General features: G+C 73.3%; 19 protein-coding genes. 7 read left to right on the top strand and 12 right to left on the bottom strand.

Annotated elements, in window-relative coordinates:
• The first annotated feature begins 47 nt into the window (after nt 1-47).
• The 3 genes from ACFO4E_RS01410 to ACFO4E_RS01400 are packed head-to-tail and all read left to right on the top strand — an operon-like array spanning nt 48 to nt 3,442.
• On the top strand, nt 48-758 hold the full coding sequence (locus ACFO4E_RS01410) for a succinate dehydrogenase cytochrome b subunit (protein ID WP_378570682.1): 711 nt from the start codon (nt 48-50) through the stop codon (nt 756-758).
• Nucleotides 759-2,699, top strand: a complete 1,941-nt coding sequence (locus tag ACFO4E_RS01405) for a fumarate reductase/succinate dehydrogenase flavoprotein subunit (protein ID WP_378570680.1) — start codon at nt 759-761, stop codon at nt 2,697-2,699.
• Nucleotides 2,696-3,442, top strand: coding sequence for a succinate dehydrogenase/fumarate reductase iron-sulfur subunit (locus ACFO4E_RS01400; RefSeq protein WP_378570678.1), 747 nt, complete (start codon nt 2,696-2,698; stop codon nt 3,440-3,442). The genes ACFO4E_RS01405 and ACFO4E_RS01400 overlap by 4 nt, the downstream gene beginning before the upstream one ends.
• A gap of 104 nt (nt 3,443-3,546) precedes the next feature.
• Here the strand turns inward: ACFO4E_RS01400 and ACFO4E_RS01395 are convergent, their stop codons facing one another.
• The 9 genes from ACFO4E_RS01395 to ACFO4E_RS01355 form a co-directional block, all read right to left on the bottom strand.
• On the bottom strand, nt 3,547-3,807 hold the full coding sequence (locus tag ACFO4E_RS01395) for a hypothetical protein (protein WP_378570676.1): 261 nt from the start codon (nt 3,805-3,807) through the stop codon (nt 3,547-3,549).
• A gap of 215 nt (nt 3,808-4,022) precedes the next feature.
• Nucleotides 4,023-4,514, bottom strand: a complete 492-nt coding sequence (locus tag ACFO4E_RS01390; RefSeq protein WP_378570674.1) for a hypothetical protein — start codon at nt 4,512-4,514, stop codon at nt 4,023-4,025.
• 327 nt (nt 4,515-4,841) lie between these two features.
• Nucleotides 4,842-7,667, bottom strand: coding sequence for a DEAD/DEAH box helicase family protein (locus ACFO4E_RS01385; RefSeq protein ID WP_378570672.1), 2,826 nt, complete (start codon nt 7,665-7,667; stop codon nt 4,842-4,844).
• Nucleotides 7,664-8,329, bottom strand: a complete 666-nt coding sequence (locus ACFO4E_RS01380) for a TrmH family RNA methyltransferase (protein WP_378570670.1) — start codon at nt 8,327-8,329, stop codon at nt 7,664-7,666. Before ACFO4E_RS01380 ends, ACFO4E_RS01385 begins: the two co-directional genes overlap by 4 nt.
• A 109-nt stretch (nt 8,330-8,438) precedes the next feature.
• Nucleotides 8,439-8,822, bottom strand: a complete 384-nt coding sequence (locus ACFO4E_RS01375) for a hypothetical protein (protein ID WP_378570668.1) — start codon at nt 8,820-8,822, stop codon at nt 8,439-8,441.
• 146 nt (nt 8,823-8,968) lie between these two features.
• Entirely contained in the window at nt 8,969-9,355 is a 387-nt protein-coding gene (locus ACFO4E_RS01370) for a DUF3054 domain-containing protein (protein WP_378570666.1), read from the bottom strand.
• A 126-nt stretch (nt 9,356-9,481) separates the two neighbouring features.
• Nucleotides 9,482-10,816, bottom strand: a complete 1,335-nt coding sequence (locus tag ACFO4E_RS01365; protein ID WP_378570933.1) for an MFS transporter — start codon at nt 10,814-10,816, stop codon at nt 9,482-9,484.
• Between the two features lie 261 nt (nt 10,817-11,077).
• Nucleotides 11,078-12,232 carry a S1 family peptidase gene (locus ACFO4E_RS01360; protein WP_378570664.1) on the bottom strand — a complete coding sequence of 385 codons (1,155 nt, stop codon included), beginning with the start codon at nt 12,230-12,232 and terminating at the stop codon, nt 11,078-11,080.
• Nucleotides 12,233-12,724: 492 nt separating this feature from the next.
• Nucleotides 12,725-14,908, bottom strand: a complete 2,184-nt coding sequence (locus tag ACFO4E_RS01355) for a S9 family peptidase (protein WP_378570662.1) — start codon at nt 14,906-14,908, stop codon at nt 12,725-12,727.
• Nucleotides 14,909-15,031: 123 nt separating this feature from the next.
• Between ACFO4E_RS01355 and mshB the strand changes: the two genes are divergently transcribed.
• Nucleotides 15,032-15,892, top strand: coding sequence for an N-acetyl-1-D-myo-inositol-2-amino-2-deoxy-alpha-D-glucopyranoside deacetylase (gene mshB / locus ACFO4E_RS01350; protein WP_378570660.1), 861 nt, complete (start codon nt 15,032-15,034; stop codon nt 15,890-15,892).
• A gap of 72 nt (nt 15,893-15,964) precedes the next feature.
• Nucleotides 15,965-16,420 carry a hypothetical protein gene (locus tag ACFO4E_RS01345; RefSeq protein WP_378570658.1) on the top strand — a complete coding sequence of 152 codons (456 nt, stop codon included), beginning with the start codon at nt 15,965-15,967 and terminating at the stop codon, nt 16,418-16,420.
• A 31-nt stretch (nt 16,421-16,451) separates the two neighbouring features.
• Here ACFO4E_RS01345 and ACFO4E_RS01340 read toward each other — a convergent pair whose 3' ends face one another.
• The 3 genes from ACFO4E_RS01340 to ACFO4E_RS30145 all read right to left on the bottom strand — a co-directional run bounded on the left by ACFO4E_RS01340 (nt 16,452) and on the right by ACFO4E_RS30145 (nt 19,159).
• The gene (locus tag ACFO4E_RS01340) at nt 16,452-17,351 is read right to left on the bottom strand and encodes a site-2 protease family protein (protein WP_378570656.1); all 900 of its coding nucleotides are present in this window, start codon (nt 17,349-17,351) and stop codon (nt 16,452-16,454) included.
• A 163-nt stretch (nt 17,352-17,514) separates the two neighbouring features.
• Nucleotides 17,515-18,846, bottom strand: coding sequence for a hypothetical protein (locus ACFO4E_RS01335; RefSeq protein ID WP_378570654.1), 1,332 nt, complete (start codon nt 18,844-18,846; stop codon nt 17,515-17,517).
• Nucleotides 18,847-18,925: 79 nt separating this feature from the next.
• Nucleotides 18,926-19,159, bottom strand: coding sequence for a putative acetyltransferase (locus ACFO4E_RS30145; RefSeq protein ID WP_465263118.1), 234 nt, complete (start codon nt 19,157-19,159; stop codon nt 18,926-18,928).
• A gap of 209 nt (nt 19,160-19,368) precedes the next feature.
• Between ACFO4E_RS30145 and fdxA the strand changes: the two genes are divergently transcribed.
• Together fdxA and dapC are read left to right on the top strand one after the other, a co-directional pair.
• The gene (gene fdxA, locus ACFO4E_RS01330) at nt 19,369-19,692 is read left to right on the top strand and encodes a ferredoxin (protein WP_378570652.1); all 324 of its coding nucleotides are present in this window, start codon (nt 19,369-19,371) and stop codon (nt 19,690-19,692) included.
• Nucleotides 19,693-19,919: 227 nt separating this feature from the next.
• Nucleotides 19,920-21,041, top strand: coding sequence for a succinyldiaminopimelate transaminase (gene dapC / locus ACFO4E_RS01325; protein WP_378570650.1), 1,122 nt, complete (start codon nt 19,920-19,922; stop codon nt 21,039-21,041).
• Nucleotides 21,042-21,075: the final 34 nt, after the last annotated feature.

The following is a 21,075-nucleotide window of genomic DNA, read 5'->3' as shown; positions in this document are numbered from 1 at the left end:
CCTATGACTTGGACGACTTCCTTTATCGAGTCCTAATGTGACAGGTTGTGGCGAACAGTACCCTGACCAAACAGCGATCCGAGGCGTTCACCTCCTCGGTCGCGCTCAAATCCGCGATGGCGGTCACCGGTGCGATCCTTGTTCTCTTCCTGATCGCACACATGTACGGCAACCTCATGATCTTCGGGGGTCAGACGACCTTCGACACCTATGCCCACCACCTGCGCGAGATCGGCGAACCGATGCTCCCGCACGAGGGCTTCCTGTGGATCATGAGGATCGTCCTCCTGGCGGCCGTCCTCATCCATGCCTACGCGGCCTTCACCCTGTGGCGACGCGCGAACAAGGCCCGTCCCGCGGGCCAGCGCTACGCGGTGAAGAAGAGCGCGCAGGCGCCCTCGCGGCGGTACGCGACCCAGACCATGCGCTGGGGCGGCGTGATCGTCATCCTCTTCGTGATCTACCACATCCTGCATTTCACGACGAACACCATCCACCCCGGCGGGGCCTCCGACAGCCCCTACATCCGGGTGGTCAACGGCTTCCAGATCTGGTGGGTCGTGCTGAGCTACACCATCGCCCTCCTGGCGGTCGGGCTGCACCTGCGGCACGGCATCTGGAGCGCCCTGGCGACGCTGGGCGCGAACAAGGCGAGCCGCGAGCGCGCCCTCCACTCCATCTCGACCGCTGTGGCGGCGGTCATCACGGTGGGCTTCCTGCTCCCGCCGTTCTCCGTTCTCTTCGGGCTGGTGAGCTGAATGACCGAACTCTTCATCGAGGGCGACCCGATCCGCGACGAGAAGGCGCCCGAGGGCCCGATCGCCGAGCAGTGGGACAAGCGCCGCTTCAACGCGAAGCTGGTCAACCCCGCGAACCGGCGCAAGCTGTCGGTCATCATCGTCGGCACCGGCCTGGCCGGCGCCTCGGCGGCGGCCACCCTGGGCGAGGCCGGCTACAAGGTGACGTCCTTCTGCTACCAGGACAGCCCCCGCCGGGCGCACAGCATCGCCGCGCAGGGCGGCATCAACGCGGCGAAGAACTACCGCAACGACGGCGACAGCATCTACCGGCTGTTCTACGACACCGTCAAGGGCGGCGACTTCCGCTCGCGCGAGTCCAACGTCTACCGGCTCTCCCAGGTCAGCGTCGAGATCATCGACCAGTGCGTGGCCCAGGGCGTGCCGTTCGCGCGCGAGTACGGCGGCCTGCTCGACAACCGCTCCTTCGGCGGCGTGCAGGTGTCGCGCACCTTCTACGCGCGCGGCCAGACGGGGCAGCAGCTCCTCATCGGCGCCTACCAGGCCCTGGAGCGCCAGATCGCGGCCGGCACCGTCGAGATGAACACCCGGCACGAGATGCTGGAGCTCATCGTCGTCGACGGCAAGGCGCGCGGCATCGTCGCCCGCGACATGGTCACCGGCGAGATCGAGACCCACTTCGCCGACGCCGTGGTGCTGGCCTCCGGCGGCTACGGCAACGTCTTCTACCTGTCGACCAATGCCATGGGCTGCAACGTCACGGCCACCTGGCGGGCGCACCGCAAGGGCGCGCACTTCGCCAACCCGTGCTTCACCCAGATCCACCCCACCTGCATCCCGGTCAGCGGCGACTACCAGTCCAAGCTGACCCTGATGAGCGAGTCGCTCCGCAACGACGGCCGCATCTGGGTGCCCAAGGAGGGCGGCGACGCGCGCGACCCGCGCGAGATCCCCGAGGACGAGCGCGACTACTACCTGGAGCGCATCTACCCCGCCTTCGGCAACCTCGTGCCCCGCGACATCGCCTCCCGAGCCGCCAAGAACGTGTGCGACGAGGGACGCGGCGTGGGCCCCGGCGGCCTGGGCGTGTACCTGGACTTCGCCGACGCCATCAAGCGCATGGGGCGCCCGGCGGTCGAGGCCAAGTACGGCAACCTCTTCGACATGTACCAGCGCATCACCGGCGAGAACCCCTATGAGGTTCCGATGCGCATCTACCCCGCGGTGCACTACACCATGGGCGGCCTGTGGGTCGACTACGACCTCCAGAGCTCCATCCCCGGCCTGTTCGTGACCGGGGAGGCCAACTTCTCCGACCACGGCGCCAACCGCCTGGGCGCGAGCGCGCTCATGCAGGGCCTGGCCGACGGCTACTTCGTGCTGCCGAACACGATCAACGACTACCTCGCCGCCGGGCCGTTCGAGAAGGTCGACGAGAACACGCCCGAGGCCAAGGAGGCGGCCGACGCGGTGCGCGCGCGCATCGACAAGCTGCTCTCCATCAACGGCACCCGCACGGTCGACTCCTTCCACAAGGAGCTCGGCCACATCATGTGGGACTACTGCGGCATGGAGCGCTCCGAGGAGGGCCTGCGCAAGGCCGTCGAGCGCATCCGCGAGCTGCGCGACGAGTTCTGGCAGAACGTCAAGGTGCTCGGCACCAACGACGAGCTGAACCAGGCGCTGGAGAAGGCCGGCCGGGTCGCGGACTTCTTCGAGCTGGCCGAGCTGATGTGCATCGACGCCCTGCACCGGCGCGAGTCCTGCGGCGGCCACTTCCGCGCCGAGAGCCAGACCGAGGACGGCGAGGCGCTGCGGCACGACGACGAGTTCGCCTACGTCGCCGCCTGGGAGTTCACCGGGACGGGCGAGCGGCCGGTGCTGCACAAGGAAGACCTGGAGTACGAGTACGTCGAGATGAAGCAGCGGAGCTACAAGTGAACATCACCCTGCGCGTTTGGCGCCAGAAGGGCCGCGGCGACGAGGGCCGGATGGTCACCTACAAGGTCGAGGACGTGTCGCCCGACATGTCCTTCCTGGAGATGCTCGACGTCCTCAACGAGAACCTCACCCTGGCGGGCGAGGACCCGGTGGCGTTCGACCACGACTGCCGCGAGGGCATCTGCGGCGCCTGCGGCGTCGTGATCGACGGTGTCGCGCACGGCCCCGAGACCACGACCACCTGCCAGCTGCACATGCGCAGCTTCTCCGACGGCGACGTCATCACCGTCGAGCCGTGGCGGGCCAAGGCGTTCCCGGTCGTCAAGGACCTCGTGGTCGACCGCGGCGCCTTCGACCGGATCATCCAGGCGGGCGGCTACATCAGCGCCCCCACGGGCACCGCGCCCGACGCCCACGCCGCGCCGGTGCCCAAGGTCGACGCGGACCGCGCGTTCGACGCGGCCACCTGCATCGGCTGCGGCGCCTGCGTGGCCGCCTGCCCGAACGCCTCGGGCATGCTGTTCACCGCGGCGAAGGTCACCCACCTGGGGATGCTCCCGCAGGGGCAGCCCGAGCGGGAGGCCCGCGTCGTGAACATGCTGAACCAGCACGACGAGGAGGAGTTCGGCGGCTGCACCAACATCGGCGAGTGCGCGGCGGTCTGCCCGAAGGGCATCCCGCTGGACACGATCTCGCAGCTCAACCGCGACCTCCTGGGGTCGCTGGCCAGCGGCAAGGTCTGACGCCCGCCGGCCGTCCCGGCTCAGGCAGGCCACGGGCCCGTTCTCCGCAGAGGAGGGCGGGCCCGTGGCCGTTGCGCTCAGGGGGGGCGCGGGCCGCCCCGGGGTCACCAGCGGCGGCTGGTGTCGGCCGCGCCGGTCTCCTCCAGCAGGTGGGTCAGCGGGTGGTGCTCGCCGTGGGTGCGGTGGTACTCGCTGCACGCCCCGGCCAGGAACGCGGGCAGGTGGTCGGGCGGGAAGGCGATCACCGTGCCGTCCTTGAGCGTCAGCGTGATCTCGCGCTCGGTCACCGTGGTGTCGCGGCCGATCATCCCCACGGTCTCCAGCGCCGTGACGATGGCCAGATCGAGGTCCGTCGGTCCGCTCACGCTCTGTTCCCCTCGGCTGAACACCCGCCGTCTCCGGCCGAGCGGTCCGGGTGATGGGCCGATGCTACCGCCCGGCGCCGGTGGCCGGAGAACGGGCGGGTACCCCCTCCATTTCGCCGGATTCCGCGCGCGGACAGCCGGAACCGAATTCCCATTTCCGATGGAAAAAGCGGGACCGGTGGGGAGGTGTTCCGATCCCGCTTTCGCTTATCGCGTCATCCGCAATTCCCCCAGCTGCTCCGGCCTCCCGTGGCAACGGTCCCGCCGCTGCTTCCGGGTGCGCTTCTGATCGTGCCGGCGTAGGCGACGCACAGGCCGGCGGTGGCGGCCCGGGTGGAGGCGTAGTGGCCGTAGTCCCCTTGTTCGTAGTAGCGGCCGTTCGGCTGGATGAAGAGTTCCGCCTGCGTCCAGGTCGCCGTGCCGTGGAAGGGGCTGCCTTCGGGTTTCAGGGTGATGACGCAGTTCTGCTGATAGGTGCCGCTCCACAGCAGGTACACCCTGCCGTACACCGCGCCGGAGGAGGTGGTGACCGGCGATGAGTGCAGGGTGTCGTAGCCGCCGGTGAGCCAGCTGCACCCCGCCGGCGCCCGTACGGCGTCCTCGACGGTGTGCGCGGACGCGGGCGGCGCGGCCAGGGCCAGGGCGGCCGCGAACAGGGAAAGGAAAACCGCGGAACGCCGGAACGCGCGCTTGAATGTGGGCAGCATGACGCCTCTTCGGATATAGGGGGATGGGCCCGCCGGTGGCCGGATTCCACTCTCGGGCACTTTCAACATATACAGTGCTCCCGTGAATTTGCGTCCGGCGTCCGGCTCCGGTCATCCGATCGCGATATGTTTATGCGTCGGCCGATTCACACCGGGATCAGCGGCAACTCCCGTTTCCCCCGGGGCCGCGGCGGTCGCGAATTCCCAGCGGGACGCGGTTCGGCCGGAGGCCGGGGCAACGGGTCCGATGGCCGTCCCTGCCAGGGCGGACCGGATCGGAGCTTGAGGGCCGGCCGAATCCCGCGCGGGGACGGATCCGCCCGGTCGTCAGCTCCACGTGAGGCGGGTGGCGGTCTCCACCGGGTAGGGGTCGGTGGCGTAGTGGGAGTAGAGCAGCCGGGCGCCGGCGGAGCTGGCCGTGTAGACGGTCTCGCCGGTGGAGATCCACGTGTTCCAGGCCGCGGTGAACGCCTCGGCGCCCTTGCGGTTCCTGGCCAGGAGCGACGGCACCGCGTGGAACACCACGGGGTTGGCGGGGGCGCGGTCGCGCAGCCAGGCGCGGCCGGCCGCCGATGCGGCGGCGGCGTCCTCCGGGACGGGCAGCGTGTAGCGGGGGATGATGTAGCGGGGGGTGCCCACCAGCGGGGAGACCAGTTCGTCCAGGGCGGTGGTGAACGCGCCCGCCGCCCGGGGGCCCGCCCCCGTGAGGGTGAGGCGCAGGATCCCGTCGGAGTCGACGTCCAGCCGCACCCCCTCGGCCCCTGCTGAGGAGCGCCCCGCCCCCTTCAGCGCGTCGGCGACCGCGTAGCCGAACCGCACCAGGTCCGGTTCGCCGGACGCCGCCTCCACGAGGCGGGCGGCCCGCGCCGTGCGCGACCGCCGCACGACGGTCCGCTCGGCGACCACGCCCAGTACGGTGGCCGAGGCGGTCGGCACGAAGGGCGGCAGGCCGAGGACCGGGCCGGCGAGCCCCAGCACGGCGGCGAACGCGCCGGCGCCGGCCGGGACGGAACGGAGGGTCGGCCGCCGTCCGGGGGGCGTCGCCGTGCTGATCCCCGCGACGGCCGGTACCGCCGCCGGCGGTCCGGGGGCGCTCCCGGGCGGCACCGGCACCGCCGGTGCGCGCCGCGGGGCGCGCACGCGCAGGGTGGGCAGGAGCTCATCGGTGTAGGGCAGCCCGATCCGCCAGCGCTCCCGGGTGGCGCCGCGGTCGTCGGCGCGGGTCAGCATCCGGGCGTTGAGCGCGTCCAGCCCCTCAACGGGGGGAGGGGTGTAGGGCGAGAGCGCCGGATCGACGTGCGCGACCCCGCTCATGACCTCGCCGTCGGCCGCGACGCCGAGGTAGCCCTCGTGCTTGCGCACGAAGCGGTCCCAGTCGGCGCCGCCCTTGGGGTGGGCGTCGCTGACGCACACCACCGTCCAGGTGTGCGCGGTCTTGTCCGGCCAGGCCGGGTCGAGCCGCAGGGCGCGGCCGCGCCCCTGGACCACGGACGTGGGCGTGGTCGCGGTGGTGAGGTCGATGACGGTGTTCACGCCGCGGGCGTCCCACCCCTCGCCGAGCAGCGCGCGCGTGCCCACCAGCACGCGGCACCCGCCGCTCTCCAGGTACGCGGTGACCAGCCGCACCCAGGCGCGGGAGGTCCAGCGGCCCTCGATACGGACGAGGCCGTCGGCGGGAGCGTCGCCGGCGGACAGCTCCAGGCCGGGGCGGCGGTCCCGGGCGAAGGCGATGAAATCCGCGGCCGTGTGCGTCCCCGCGGCCACCGTCCGCCCGGTGACCAGCATCGGGTCGAGGTCGCGGGTGCGCGGGTCGGCGGCCAGCAGCTCCAGCTGCGACCACGCCGACCCCGCCTGGTCGCCGAGCACTTCGCGCAGCCGTGCGGAGGGGCGGGCGGTCGCGCGTTCGTGGTCGCAGAGCACCAGGGCGCGCAGCCGGTCCCCCAGCGACGCCGATTCCGCGGCGGCGATCTCCACCGCCCCCTGCGCCTTGGCGAGGCTGCGCGCCAGCACCCGGTCGACCGGGGACCGGCCGGTGCGCACACCCCGCTTGGTCAGGGTGTAGCCGACCGCGGGCAGCGCGGAGCGGATGCGGTCGATGGCCTTCTCGTCGGCGCCCTCGGGATCGGCGCGCAGGCAGTTGGCCACGTAGTCGCCCAGCAGCGCCATCCAGTCGGCGGCGTCGGGGGCGCGCCGGTGCCGCTCCAGCATCCGGGCCCCGGGCGGAAGGGGGCCGAGGCCCGCGTGGTGCAGCCGGAGCACCGCGTCGGTGAGCGCGGGTTCCTCGGCGGCCAGGCGGCCCCAGGCCAGGCGCTCCCCGGTGTCGAGCACGCGGTCGTCGAAGCGGCGCCGCAGCCACGGGAGGAAGTCGGTGCGGGAGAAGCCGGGGGCGAGCAGGTCGGTGCAGAGTTCGGTGAACCGGACGCCCTCGCCGGCGATGTAGTCGCGTTCGACGGGGGTGGGCCGGGTGGCCCAGACGAGTTCGGCGAACGGGGCGAGGTGGCCGTCGCGGACCAGGGCCGGGATGGAGGCGCCGTGGATCGGGGCGCCGAAGAGGGTGGCCACCAGGTCGGCGTCGGCGGACGACAGGGTGGCGGCCGGGGTGCCGGTCAGCCCGATGACGTGCGCGTCGGGCAGGCCGGACAGGACCTCCGACAGCAGCCGCCCCCAGGTCTGGAGCAGGTGGTGGCACTCGTCGAGGACGATGGTCAGCGGGCCCGCGGTGTAGAGGGCTTCGACCAGGTCGGCGCCGTTGCCGTGCAGCCGCCGGACGAGGGAGAGCGCGTGCCCCTCTTCGTCGGTCTCGGCGTCGGGGTCGAACACGGCCAGCGACTGGTAGGTCAGGACGGTGACGTCGTGCTCCATGGTGCGGGTCGTCCCGGCGGTGCACCCCGCGGGCCGGCCGTAGGCGCGCCACTGCGCCGCCCACTGCCCCTGGATGGCGGTGTTGGGGGTGAACACCACGACGGGCCGGCCCAGCCGCCGCGCCGCCTCCAGCCCGACCAGGGTCTTGCCGGCGCCGGGCGGCAGCACCACCCAGGCGCGCCGGTCGCCGCCGGACCAGCGCCGGGCCAGCGCTTCCAGCGCCCGGTGCTGGTAGGGGCGCAGTTCAACGGGCGGCCGCGCAGCCGCGATCCGGCTGGTGCTGAAGGTCATATCGCCTGGTCGTAGACGTGGGCGCGGATCCAGGCGTGCATGGCGACGGCCGCGGCGGCCCCGGCGTTGATCGATCGGGTGGAGCCGAACTGGGCGATGGACAGCACCGCCGCGCACACGTCGCGTACCTCCTGGGAGAGTCCCGGGCCCTCTTGGCCGAAGACCAGCACGCAGGACCGCGGCAGCGGGTAGGTCTCCAGCGGCACCGCGCCGGGCAGGTTGTCGATCCCGATGAGCGCCAGCCCGTTCCCGGCGGCCCAGGCGACCAGGGCCGCGGTGTCGGGGTGGTGGTGCACGTGCTGGTAGCGGTCGGTCACCATGGCGCCCCGCCGGTTCCACCGGCGGCGCCCGACGATGTGCACGGCCTTGCTGCCGAACGCGTTGGCGGTGCGCACCACCGACCCGATGTTGAAATCGTGCTCCCAATTCTCGACCGCCACGTGGAAGGGGTGCCGCCGGGCGTCGAGGTCGGCGACGATCGCCTCGTGCCGCCAGTAGCGGTAGCGGTCCACGACGTTGCGGCGGTCGCCGGCGGTGAGCAGCCCGGGGTCGTAGTGGTCGCCCTCGGGCAGGGGGCCGTCCCACGGGCCCACGCCCACATCGGGGCGGTCCGCCGTGGTTTCGGCCGTGCCGGAATGGGAGGGAGTGACCTGCTCTTTCACGTGTTCCAGCTTACGGGTACCCGGCGGGGCGGTCGCTGGGCGACCGGTCGGCGCACGGGACGCCGGGACGTGTCGGCCCGTGGCGGAGGGGAGGGGCGGCATGGGGGCGTCAACGGCGGCCGAGATGGACCCCGCCCGTAATGGTGCCCGTCTGGATCACGGTGCCGTGGACGTCGCCGTGCACGGAGTTCACCACCCCGCCGCGGTCGGCGGTGAAGTGCGGGCGGAGTTCGGCGACGAGGTCGCGCACGCCGGGATCGTCGTGCTCGGCGGCCGCGAGGTGGCCGGCCAGCTCCTCGACCAGGACGGCGTCCTCGCCGTCGGTGTCGCGGGCGGCGTCCAGGGCCGCGAGCGCCTCGGGCGCGGAGCCGGAGAAGCGGGTGCGCAGCGCGCCGCGCAGCTTGCGCACCACCTGCCGGACCCCGTCGGTCAGGGCTTCGGCGGCCTTGCCCGCGACGGCTGCGGCGATGGCGATGGTGACCTCGTCGACCATGAGGGCTCCGTGGGGGTGTCGGGACGTGGGGCGGCACCGTGGGGGCGGCTTTCCTCATTGTGCCCCGGTGTGCCGCGGGTTATCCCCGTGTGGCCCGGCTCACGGGTCCCATCCGTCCCACGCGTCACCGTGCGGGAGCGCCCGGCTCAGGTCGCCGGGGTGCCGGACCGCTCGCGTCGCCGCAGGTAGAGGGCTGCGACGGCGCGCCAGCCGAGGAGGGTGGCGCCGAGGAAGACGGTGGTGACGATGGTGAAGGAGAGCTGCGTCCCGTCGCCGCCGGCGACCCGCAGGGCCATGCCGGCGGCCACGGTGACGGGCCAGATGACCAGGCCGGACGGCACGATCCGCCCGGGGGCGCGCCACGCGCGCACCACGGCCCAGCCGATCGCCAGGGCGGCCACAAACGGCCACGCGGTCCCGGCCACCCCCGCCGGGGTGATCCCTTCGACATGGCTGGCCCGCCCGACCACGACGAAGACGAGGACGCACAGCAGGTCGAGGAGGGCCGCGGGCACGACGGGTACGGAGCGCATACCTGCCAGGTTAGGGGCGGTGCGGAGGGTCGCTCGCGCGGGTCGGGCGCACGCGGCGACGGCCGCGCCGGAGGAGGAGGAGCCGGCGCGGCCGTCGGGGCGGGGCGCGGTGCGCGCCGCGGGTGCTCAGGAGCCGGAGGCCGCGGGCACCTCGTCGAGCGAGGAGCCCTTGGTCTCTCGGGCCATCAGCAGCGCGACCAGCGTCAGCGCGGCGGCACCGATGAGGTAGCCGCCCACGGCCCACAGGCCGACCTCCGCGGCCAGCCAGGTGGCGGCGTACGGCGCCAGCGAGGCGCCCAGCAGCCCGCCCAGGTTGTAGGCGATGGAGGCGCCGCTGTAGCGGACGTTGGTCGGGAACAGTTCGGGGAGCAGCGCGCCCATGGGGCCGAAGGTGAGGCCCATCAGGGAGAGCCCGATGACCAGGCAGGCCAGGACCGCCGGGGTCGACCCCGATCCCAGCATCGGTCCCATGGCCAGGCCGAACACCATGATGGCGACTGTGACCGCGATCAGCGTGGGCCGGCGGCCGTAGCGGTCGGCGATCAGGCCCGCCACGGGGGTGAGGGCGCCGAAGAAGACCACGCCGATGAGCAGCAGCACCAGGAATTCGGTGTAGGCGTAGCCGAGGCCGTCGGGGCTGGTGCCGTACGACATCGAGAACACGGTCATCAGGTAGAAGAGCACGTAGGTCGCGACCATGATGAGCGTGCCCAGGACGATCGACCGGGTGCTGGTGCGGAAGACCTCCAGGACGGGGGTCTTGGCGCGCTCGCCGGAGGCGACGATCCTGGTGAAGGCCGGGCTCTCGTGCAGCGTCAGCCGCACCCACAGGCCGACGATGATGAGCACGGCCGAGAGCAGGAACGGCACCCGCCAGCCCCAAGCGAGGAACGCGTCCTCGCTGAGCACCCCCGACAGGATGAGGAAGACGCCGTTGGCCAGGAAGAAGCCGATGGGCGCGCCCAACTGGGGGAACGTGCCGAACAGGGCGCGCTTGTCGCGGGGCGCGTTCTCGGTGGCGAGCAGCGCCGCCCCGCCCCACTCGCCGCCCAGCCCGAGCCCCTGTCCGAAGCGGCACAGCGCCAGCAGCAGCGGGGCGATCACGCTGATCTGGTCGTAGGTGGGCAGCAGCCCGATGACCACCGTGGAGATGCCCATGGTGAGCAGCGACGCCACCAGGGTCGCCTTGCGGCCGATCCGGTCGCCGAAGTGGCCGAACAGCGCCGATCCGACGGGGCGGGCGATGAAGGCGATGGCGAAGGTCGCGAACGACTGGAGGGTGGCGGCGGTGTCGTCGCCGGCGGGGAAGAAGAGGTGCGGGAAGATCAGCACCGCCGCGGTGGCGTAGACGTAGAAGTCGTAGAACTCGATCGACGTCCCGATGAGGCTTGCGGTGATCACCCGCCCGGGCCGGTTCACCGGCGGCGCTTCATGCCCCTGCCCGTCCTTGGATTCCTGCACGGACACTGTCCGCTACCTCCCAATTCATGACGTTTAACCGATTCATGATAAGCGGGATCGACTGTCATGCGAGATATCGCGTCCAGAATATGAGACGGCGGAGTGGTGCGCAGGCGGTTCCCCCTGGCCGGGCGCTCCCGTGTCCGTGCCCCGGGCGTGTGCGGGCGGCGGCCGGATCCATCGCGTCGACGGCCTGAAAGCGCGAGGCCCCGGCGCCCCCGTGGGTGGGGGCGCCGGGGCGCTCGTGCGGCAGGGGCGGGGTCAGCTCGTGACGAGCTCCACGCCGAACTCCTCCAGGATCGGGTTGACGGGCTGGAAGAAGGTGACGCCGCCGGAGGTGCAGTCGCCGGAACCGCCGGAGGTGACGCCCTGGGCCTGGTCACCGCTGATCCAGGAGCCGCCGGAGTCGCCGGGCTCGGCGCAGACGTCGGTCTCGGTCAGGCCGTTGACGGTGCCTTCGGGGTAGGTGACGGACTGGTTCGCGGCGCCGACGGTGCCGCAGTGCATGCCGGTGGTGGAGCCGGAGCGGCAGATCGCCGAGCCTTCGGGGGCCTCCTCGGAGCCGGCCACCGCGATGGTGCCGCCTTCGTAGTCGTTGACCACGCCCGTGGGGGTCCAGTTGCTGTCGGCCTCGACCACGCCCATGTCGCTGCCGGGGAAGACGGAGCCGGTGACGGTACCGGTGCCGCTGCCGTCCTCGGTGCCAACGGGGGTGCCGGTCTCGCCGCAGTGGCCGGCGGTCACGAAGCCGGTGGTGGTGGCGAAGCCGACCGAGCAGCGGCCGCTGCTGTCGATGAAGTAGGGGTCGCCGCCGATGATGTCGGCGTAGAGCCGCGGGGCCTCGGCGACCTCTTCGACCTCGACCGCGTCGGGCGAGAGCCCGGCTTCGGTGGCCCACGCCTCGGCGGCGTCGGCCTCGCCTTCGAGCGCCCGGACCACCACGGAGTCGCCCATGGTGTCGGGGTACCAGCCGGCGATGCCCTGGTCCTGGGTGGCGCCCTCGGCGTTCAGGGTCGCGACCATCTCATTGAGGGAGTCCTCGCCGTAGGTCACGACCTTGGGCTCGGCGCCGGCCTCGGTCACCTGCGCGGCGGCGGACTCGTCGGTGATGGCCACGGTGAGGCCGCCGGTCTCGATGTCGAACCAGCCGCCGCCGAAGGTGGTGCCGAGCTGGTCGCGCAGCCGCGATTCGAGCGCACCGGCCTCGGCCTGCTGCGCCACGAGCTCTGTGGCCTCCTCGGAGGTGAGGCCGAAGCCCTCGGAGATCGCGCTGACCTGTTCGGCCGACGCCTGCGGGGCGGCCGCTTCCTCGGCGCCGTCGACGGCCGCGACCGCGACCGCGCCGAAGACGCCGAGCGCCAGCACCGAGCCGCCCACCGTGTAGTAGACGGACGGCTTTCGTGCGGACTTTCTCATGGGGTCTGCCCTTTCATTGGGGGGACGAGCAAGGGCGGGACCGTTTCGCTGGCGAGCGGGGACCCAGCGCCGATCCCTGGCCGCCCGCCATGGGGGCGGTGGGCGACCTGGTGTCCACCGGCGTGCGGCACGGCGGGCCCGGACCTGCCCATGGGGGCGCAGGGCGGGAGGGCCCTACCGACCGACGTTCGGTAAACGACTGGAAACCATAGGTCATGGGCCGCGCATCGCGACAGGGCCGATTCCGTCGCCGGAAGTCATCGTTCGGGGAAATTTTCGTCACTCAACGTGACATTCGATGTGCGCGGGATCACGTCGCCGGTGTGAAAATCGATGTGATGGTGGAATCTTGTGATTCCTGGCGATGTGACGGGGAGATAAAGGGCCGAATGAGCAAGGGGTGCACAGTGGCCGGATGCGGTCAATTCGTGCACAGGGGGCGTGAACGGGGCCCGGCGCCCGCACCCGGCCGGCGTGCGGGCACCGGACCGGTCAGCCCGCGGCCACCCCGGCGAGGCGGCTCTTCAGCGCCGTGTGCAGGAAGTCGACCTGGATCAGCAGCAGGTTCTCGGCGGTGGTCTCCTCGGCCGCCATGTGGGTGATCCCCGACAACGGGAGCACCGTGTGCGTCCGCCCCGCCGCCAACAGCGCCGACGACAGGCGCTGCGTGTGCGCGAACACGACGTTGTCGTCCACGAGGCCGTGGATCAGCAGCAGCGGCCGATTGGGGTCGGCCCGGTCGGCGAGCAGCGAGCTGCGCGCGTAGGCGTCGGCCTGCTCCTGCGGCAGCCCGAGGTAGCGCTCGGTGTAGTGGGTGTCGTACAGCGTCCAGTCGGTCACCGGAGCCCCCGCGACCGCGGCGTGGAAGACATCGGGCCGGCGCAGCACCGCCAGCGCCGCCAGGTAGCCGCCGAACGACCAGCCGCGGATCGCCACGCGCTCCACGTCCAGGAACCCGAACCGCTCCGCGGCGTCGCGCAGCGCCGCGATCTGGTCGGACAGGACCACATCGGCCATATCGAGGTGGATCGCCTGTTCCCAGGCCGTGCCGATCCCGGGCGTGCCCCGGCCGTCGGCGATCAGCACCGCGAACCCCTGGTCGGCGAACCACTGCGAGGTGAGGTGCGCCGAGCGGCAGCGCAGCACCCGCTGCGCGTGCGGCCCGCCGTAGGGGTCCAGCAGGACGGGCAGCGACCCCGAGCCCTCCTCGTACCAGGACGGCAGCACCAGCGCCGAAGGGATCTCCCGCTCGCCCGCGGACCAGAACGCGACCCGCGGCGCCGGCAGGTCCGGCGCCTGTGCCAGGCTCGCGACCCCGGCCACCCGCGGCCGCTCCGCCGCCGCCCCGTACACCACGGCCGTGCGCACGCCGTCGTGGTCCATGTCGCGGCGCTGGAGGACGACGGTGCCGCCGCGCAGCCGGCCGGAGTCCAGCCCGCCGCCGTGCGGCGCCCCCGGGAACTCCACGGGGGTGGCCCGGCCGTCGGCGGTGTCGATCAGCCAGAGCGCGACCTCGCCGGGCCGCCCGGCCGGCGACCCCGACACCAGGACCCGGTCGCCGTCGATGTCGGCGACGGACCGCAGGTACACGTCAGCGGGCCCGATCACCCGGCCGCCCACGTGCAGCCGGCGCTCCGCGCCGTTCTCCGGGCGGCCGATCCGCACCAGGTCGCCGCCCGCGGTGAAGCCGGGGACGCCCGGCATGATCTCCACCCAGACCGGATCGGTGTCCCGGTGCAGCTCGGACACCGCGCCGGTGGCGGGATCCGCGCGGAAGAGCGCCAGGGTCCGCTGGTCGCGGCTCTGCGCGCTGAAGACCACCGCGGGGCCGGCCCCGGGGCGGTCCGTCCAGCCGGCGCGCACGAGGTAGGGGAGTGCCGCGCGGTCCCAGTCCACCCACACCGGGGCCGCGGCGCCCGCGCCGTCCGCCCCGGCGGCGTCCAGGGCCAGGACGGCGAGCCGCACATCGGCGTTGGGGGTGCCCGCGGCCGGGTAGGCGACGGTCTGTGGGACCGCCCCCGGGTCGGCGGGATCGGCGATCGTCCACCGGCGTACGGGGGTGTCGTCCACCCGCGCCGCCAGCAGCGCGGAGCCGTCGGGCGCCCACCACATGCCGCGGAAGCGGCTCATCTCCTCGGCGGCGATGAATTCGGCCAGGCCCCAGGTGACGCCGGGGGAGCCGGCCGCGGCCAGGACGCGGTCGCGGCCGTCCGCGATCCCGGCCACCCGCAACGCGCCCCCGCTGACGTAGGCGACGTGCTCGCCGCGGGGGCAGATCAGCGGGTCCACGACCGGCCCCGCGACCGGCAGTTCGCGCGGCCCGGCGCCGCCGTCGGCGAGGCCGACGTGGTAGAGGCGCCCCGAGAGGGTGAAGGCCGCCGCGGTGAAGGCGTCGTCCACGGTGTAGGCGACGATGCCGCCGCCGGTCTCGCGCAGCCGCTCGCGGCGGGCGCGCTCCTCGGGCGGCAGGTCCTCGTCGTCCGCGCCGATCGACCTGGGGTCGGCCACCACCCGTTCACGGCCGTCCGGCTCCAGGATCCACAGGCAGGCGGCGGGGTCATCGCCGTCCCGGCCGCGCAGGAACGCCACGCGCCGTCCGTCGGGGGAGATCTGGAACGCCCGCGGCACCCCGATGGTGAATCGCCGGGTCCGGGCCTGTTGGCGAGGGAAACTCATGCGCTGATTGTGGCGCATCGACCGCGGGACGTGCCGGGAGGCGGGGCGCGGTGCTCCGCGGGACCCGTCGGCATCGGGCCGGGCCGGGCGCCCGCGCGGTCCCCGCGATAGGGTCTGTGTTCCATGACGGATCGGCGACTGCTGCTGGTGCACGCCCACCCCGATGACGAGACCATCGTCACCGGCGCCACCATGGCCAAGTACGCGGCCGAAGGGGCCCGGGTCACCCTGGTCACCTGCACCCTCGGGGAAGAGGGCGAGGTCATCCCGGCCGGCCTCGCGCACTTGGCCGCCGACCGCGAGGACGCGCTCGGCGCGCACCGGGCCGGCGAACTCCAGGGGGCGTGCGCCGCGCTCGGCGTCCGCGACCACCGCTTCCTCGGCGGCCCGGGCCGCTACCGCGATTCCGGGATGATGGGCGCCGCGACCAACGACCGCCCCGGGTGCTTCTGGCGGGCCGACGTCGAGGCCGCCGCCCTCCGGCTCGCGGAGGTCATCCGTGCGGTCCGCCCCGATGTCATGGTCACCTATGACGACAACGGCGGCTACGGCCATCCCGACCACATCCAGGCCCACCGCGTGGCCCTGCGCGCCTTCGACAGGGCGGCCGAGCGCACGCTGCCCGGCGCGCCCTGGTCGGTCCGCAAGCTCTACGCGATCGCCCACCCCTTCTCCGTGCTGACCGAATCGGTGCGCCGCCTGCGCGCGGCTCCGGGGCCGTTCACGGCGCCCGAGACCATCGCCGACATCACCCCCGGGGTCCCCGACTCCGCCGTCACCACGCGGATCGACGCCTCCGCCCATTGGGCCGCCAAGGCCATGGCCCTGCGCGCCCACGCCACCCAGGTCGCCGTCGAGGGCGGGCTGTTCGCCCTGTCCAACGGCATCGCGCAGGAGATCGACGCCGTGGAGCGCTTCACCCTGCTGCGCGGGCGCATCGGGCGGCGCGGCGCGGACGGCATCGAGACCGACCTGTTCGCCTAGCGCGCGGCCCGGACCGGCGGTGTCACCGCAGGCCGCGGTGGTTCGGACGGCGAGGGCCAGTAGGCTGCCCTCGTGTCGGCATCCAGCTCTTCCCACCCCGTCCCCGGCGAGCGGCCGGAGGCGCCCGCCGGGCGGCGCCTCGCCGTGACCGAGCGGGGCGTGGCCATCGCGGCGTACGTGTTCCTGCTGCCGGCGGGCTTCGCCGCGGGGATCGTCGGCGGGCCGGCGGCGCGCTGGCTGACCTGGCTGTGGAACACCGGGCTCGGCGGGCAGATCGTGGCCGGGATCGCCGCCGCGGCCGTCCTCGCCGTCCTGTTCACCGCGTGCCGTGCGGCGGGCTTCGGAACGGGGTCGCGGCTGGGTGCGGGGCTGCCCGCGGTCGGCTGGACCGCCGCGAGCTTCGCCCTGGTCACCGTCTCCTCCGGTGGCGACATCATGCTCACGTCCAACGTGATGGAGCAGGTGTACCTCTTCGGCGGCGTGTTCGCGGTGTCCATGGCCACCGTGCTCACCCCGCCCGGTCCCTGACCCGCGCCGTTCTGCGGCGCGGCCGCCCGCGTCAGGACACCCAGAAGCGGAACAGGATCTCGCCGAAGCCGATGTCCATCTGGGGCAGGCCCAGCGCCCCGAACAGCCCCAGCATCGCGTTCAGGAACGCCAGGTTCACCTGCGGCAGCCAGAGGACCGCGAACAGCGCGATCACACCGAACAGCCCCCACGTGCGCGCCAGGTCGGCGACCCGCTCGGGCAGGTAGGGCGCCAGGGCGGCGAAGCCGTCCAGGCCGGGCACCGGCAGCACGTTCAGCAGGGCCGCGGTCAGGTTCAGGTAGGACAGGTACATCAGCCCGACGAGCATCCAGTTGTCGGTGAACATGTCCGCCGGCACCAGCACGGTCACCACCGCGGTGAGGGCCGCCGCCAGCACCAGGTTCACCGCGATGCCCGCCAGCGCGGCGAGGCTGCGCCCGGCCCGGCCGCGCACCGCCGAGGGGTCGTGGGGCGCGGGCCCCGGCAGCCCCACACCGCCCAGGATGAGGAAGGCCACCGGCATCAGCAGGCCGGCGAACAGCCCGCGGTAGGCGAACGGGTTGAGCCGCAGGTAGCCGCCGCCGCGCACGCTCCGGTCACCGAAGCGGTAGGCCACCAAGGCGTGGCCGAACTCGTGCAGGGCGAGCGACACGATCCAGCCGAGGAGGATGAACACGAACGGCAGGTAGACGGTGGAGTCGTCGCCGGTCCAGTCGACCTCGGCGCGCGTCCACGAGAACCAGCCCGCCAGGCCGGTGAGCCCCAGCAGCAGCACGAAGACGGGGCTGGGCAGCAGGTCGGCCCGGCCCGGTCCGGAGGCGGCACCGGCACCGGCGTCGGCGGTGCCGGTGCCCTCCTGGGCGAGGGCGGAGGCGGGCGCCCCGTCACCCGCGCGGGTGTCGTCCGGATCGGTCGGCTCAGGGGTGGACATGCTGCTCCAGCTGGTCGCGGTGGTGCTCGGCGGTTCGGGAGGCGCCCATTGTCGCGGGCGCCCCGTTCGGGTTCTGCGGACCGCGCCGCCGCGCTCCCGGCGCACGGCCGTCGTCCACGTGCGTCCCCAGGCTATTGGCCCCGGCCGACGACCCGGCACCGGGTCAGAGGGACGCGGGAGGGGTGGTCGCCGACAGGTGCATGGCGGTCAGCGCGAACGACCGCCCGGCCTTGGTCAGCTGGTGCGAGCCGCCGCTCAGCAGGTCGCCGCCGGTGACGAACCCTAGGGTCTCCAGCAGCCATGTGACCGTGATGAGCACCGAACGGACCTGCTGGGTGTCGGGGGTGCGGCCCGGGCGGTCGCCGCCCCAGCCGGATTCGGCCAGCACCAGCCGCGCCTCCTCGGCGATCGTGGTGTCCTCGGCGCGGGCATGGCTGCCCGTGGCCTTCGGCGACCGCGACAGCAGCAGCCCGAGCAGGGTCTCGGTGGTGGCCTGCGCGAAGCCGTCGGTGTCGAGCGCGGCCTCGGCGACCGCGCGCCACAGCGCCGCGGTGTCGGCGTGCAGCTGCCGGCCCCGCCGGGTCAGCACCAGCCGCCGGCCCGACCGGCGGACCGCGCGCATCGTGCGCAAAAGCTTGTGCAGGGCGATGAGCTGCATGACATCGGTCTCGCTGCGCGGCGGCGACGGCGATGTGGACCAGCCGAACTCGGCGCACAGCCCCCGCACGACGGTGGGGGAGATGTAGCCGATCTGGGTGAGCACGATGCCCTCGTCGGCGTGGTCGAGCAGGCGGCGCACCGGGGCCAGCGCCTCGGCGGCGTCGTGCGGGGGCTCGGCGCCGCTGATGAGCCGCCCCAGCAGCGGCCAGAGCCGCTGGCGGTGCGGGTGCGACGGCGAGCCGAGCCAGCCGCGGACGCGCTCCTCGCGGACGCGGTCGAGCCGGCTGCGGCCCTGGGGGTCGGGCTGGGTGAGGAACGTGCGCGCGTGCTGCTCCTGGGCCGCCCGCCAGCCGCGTCCCCCAGGCCGCACGTCCTCCAGCGCCACCGCCAGCTCCAGCGACGCCGATGTGGCCTCGAACGCCTCGATCTCCGCGCTGCCCAGGGCGGTGCCCCACGTGAGCTCGGCGAGGTCGGGCGGCTCCACGCCAGAGGAGCGCATGGCGCGCCGGTAGCCCTGGAGCCCGGAGTCGTGGCTCACCGTGTAGGCGGCGAGGATCTCCTCGGTGGCGTCGGCGGTGCAGATCAGGGCGTAGCGGTCGAGGTCGAGCAGTGCGAACAGGCGGCCGAGCGAGCGGGTGGTGAAGAGGCGCTCGGCGGGGTCGGCCGAGAAGCGGACCGGCAGCACGTACCAGCAGAACTTCTGGACGCCGTACTGGGTCAGGGATTGCAGGCTCTGCCCGGCGGTGAGGGTGGAAAGGGCGTTCTCCGCGACCTGGGCGGCCCTGGCGTCGAGGCGTGCCAGTTGAGCGAGGGCGGACGCGACGGTCTCCTGCATGGGTGAACCCACCACCTCCCCTGTCAGCTCGGCCGCCGCGGGGGCGGGGCCGGGCGCCCCGGGCGCGGGCCGGCCGGGTTCAGCCTCGGGCGGTGCCCTCGGATCTCCCTGCCCGGCGCCGCGGTGGCTCCTGGGGCACGATCTTGCTGGCGACGATATCGCCCGCCGTGACCTCCGTCACGCCCCCGTTGCGCCGACGTACCCGTATCACGCCGTCTTGCCACGATTCCAGCACCCCGACGATATCCCGGAAGCGGCCATCGGGCACACGGACGCGCAGAGTGGCCCGCCGGCCGACGTCGTCCGGGGTCACGTTGTTCGCCAGGCGCGAGACATACCCCACTGGATCGACCCCCAATTGCGCGGAAAAGCGAGACGAGCGCAATACTGGAAACTGCGAACCGCTCACGGAAACGCCAGGCGGATCCGCGTGCCGGCCTCCCGGCACCGCCCAGGCTATGTGACGGCAGCGAAGACACTTACACGCGGTCAACGTGGCGAAGACCGAAGAGGAGTACGGACGTGACCTACGTCATCGCGGAGCCCTGCGTCGATCTGCTCGACAAGGCCTGCATCGAAGAGTGCCCCGTCGACTGCATCTACGAGGGCCAGCGGATGCTGTACATCCACCCGGACGAGTGCGTCGACTGCGGCGCGTGCGAGCCGGTGTGCCCTGTGGAGGCGATCTTCTACGAGGACGACCTCCCGGACCAGTGGTCGGGCTTCTACAAGGCCAACGTCGAATTCTTCGATGAGCTCGGCTCGCCCGGCGGCGCCTCGAAGACGGGCAAGATCGAGGGCGACCACCCCCTCGTCGCCGCCCTCCCCCCGCAGTCCGAGGACTGACGCGGTACCCGCGGCGCCTGAGGGCGCCGCGGTGCGGGCGCGCCCCACGGGGGAGACCCGCCGTCCGGCCGGACGGCGCCGGTCGACGGGGCCTCCCGCGCACTCCGGCGCGCCGGACACCGCACGACCCGACCCGCGGCCGGGGCCACCGGCCCCGCGGCGGGGTGCGGGCCCGGCCGCGCACACGCACACGCACTGGACCATGACGACACTGGGGGACCTGACCGATGGCCGACCGCCGACGCGTGGTGGACCGCCTGCCGGACTTTCCGTGGGACCGGCTGGCACCGCACAAGCAGGCCGCGGCGTCCCACCCCGGGGGCATCGCGGACCTGTCGGTCGGCACACCGGTCGACCCCGTCCCCGCGCAGCTGCGCACGGCCCTCGCCGAGGCGGCGGACTCCCCGGGCTACCCCACCACCCACGGCACCCCGGCACTGCGCGACGCCGCTGCCGCCTGGCTGGCCCGGCGCCACGGCGTGACCGTCGACCCCGCCGCCGTGCTCCCCACGATCGGCTCCAAGGAGCTGGTCGCCTGGCTGCCGACCCTTCTGGGCCTGGGCCCGGGCGACACCGTCGCGCACCCCGAACTCGCCTATCCGACCTACGACATCGGCATCCGGCTGGCCGGGGCCACCCCCGTCGCCGCCGACGGCCTCACCGCCCTCGGCCCCCGGCGGGTGCCGCTGGTGTGGGTCAACTCCCCGGCCAACCCCACCGGGCGCGTGCTGGGCGCCGACCACCTGCGCAAGGTGGTGGCGTGGGCGCGTGAACGCGGCGCGATCGTCGCCTCCGACGAGTGCTACATCGACCTGGGGTGGGACGGCGCCGAGCCGGTCTCGATCCTGCACCCCGACGTGTGCGGCGGCTCCCACGAAGGACTGCTCGCCCTGCACTCGCTCTCCAAGCGCTCCAACCTGGCCGGCTACCGCGCCGCCTTCGTCACGGGCGACCCCGCCCTGGTGGGGGAGTTGCTCGCGGTCCGCAAGCACGCCGGGATGATCGTGCCCGCACCCGTGCAGGCGGCCATGCGCGCGGCGCTCGACGACGACGGCCACACGCGCGAGCAGAAGGAGCGCTACGGGCGGCGCCGGACCCGGCTGCGCGCCGCTCTGGAGGGCGCGGGGTGGGACATCTCGCACTCCGAGGCCGGCCTGTACCTGTGGGCCGCGCACCCCGCGCACGCGGACTCCTGGGACGCCGTCGCCGCCCTGGCGTCCCTCGGCATCCTGGTCGCCCCCGGCGACTTCTACGGCCCCGCGGGGGCCGGGCGCGTCCGGGTGGCCTTCACCGCCACCGACGAGCGGGTGGACGCGGCGGCCGAGCGCCTGGCCGCCACCGCCGGCTGACCGCGCCGCCCCTCCCGCCCCCGCGCACTCCGGC

This window comes from Nocardiopsis mangrovi, assembly GCF_042653925.1.
Classification (GTDB): Bacteria; Actinomycetota; Actinomycetes; order Streptosporangiales; family Streptosporangiaceae; genus Nocardiopsis_B; species Nocardiopsis_B mangrovi.
The sequence above is the reverse complement of the archived record's forward strand: the minus strand, read 5'-3'. Positions and strand labels throughout refer to the sequence as shown.

Excerpts from the sequence above, each read along its gene's own strand:
- ACFO4E_RS01340 (WP_378570656.1), bottom strand. The coding sequence starts at position 17,351 with ATGTCCACCCCTGAGCCGACCGATCCGGACGACACCCGCGCGGGTGAC.
- ACFO4E_RS01385 (WP_378570672.1), bottom strand. The coding sequence starts at position 7,667 with ATGACCTTCAGCACCAGCCGGATCGCGGCTGCGCGGCCGCCCGTTGAA.
- ACFO4E_RS01355 (WP_378570662.1), bottom strand. The coding sequence starts at position 14,908 with ATGAGTTTCCCTCGCCAACAGGCCCGGACCCGGCGATTCACCATCGGG.
- ACFO4E_RS01405 (WP_378570680.1), top strand. The coding sequence starts at position 759 with ATGACCGAACTCTTCATCGAGGGCGACCCGATCCGCGACGAGAAGGCG.
- ACFO4E_RS01360 (WP_378570664.1), bottom strand. The coding sequence starts at position 12,232 with ATGAGAAAGTCCGCACGAAAGCCGTCCGTCTACTACACGGTGGGCGGC.
- mshB (WP_378570660.1), top strand. The coding sequence starts at position 15,032 with ATGACGGATCGGCGACTGCTGCTGGTGCACGCCCACCCCGATGACGAG.
- ACFO4E_RS01375 (WP_378570668.1), bottom strand. The coding sequence starts at position 8,822 with ATGGTCGACGAGGTCACCATCGCCATCGCCGCAGCCGTCGCGGGCAAG.
- ACFO4E_RS01370 (WP_378570666.1), bottom strand. The coding sequence starts at position 9,355 with ATGCGCTCCGTACCCGTCGTGCCCGCGGCCCTCCTCGACCTGCTGTGC.
- dapC (WP_378570650.1), top strand. The coding sequence starts at position 19,920 with ATGGCCGACCGCCGACGCGTGGTGGACCGCCTGCCGGACTTTCCGTGG.
- ACFO4E_RS01390 (WP_378570674.1), bottom strand. The coding sequence starts at position 4,514 with ATGCTGCCCACATTCAAGCGCGCGTTCCGGCGTTCCGCGGTTTTCCTT.
- ACFO4E_RS01335 (WP_378570654.1), bottom strand. The coding sequence starts at position 18,846 with ATGCAGGAGACCGTCGCGTCCGCCCTCGCTCAACTGGCACGCCTCGAC.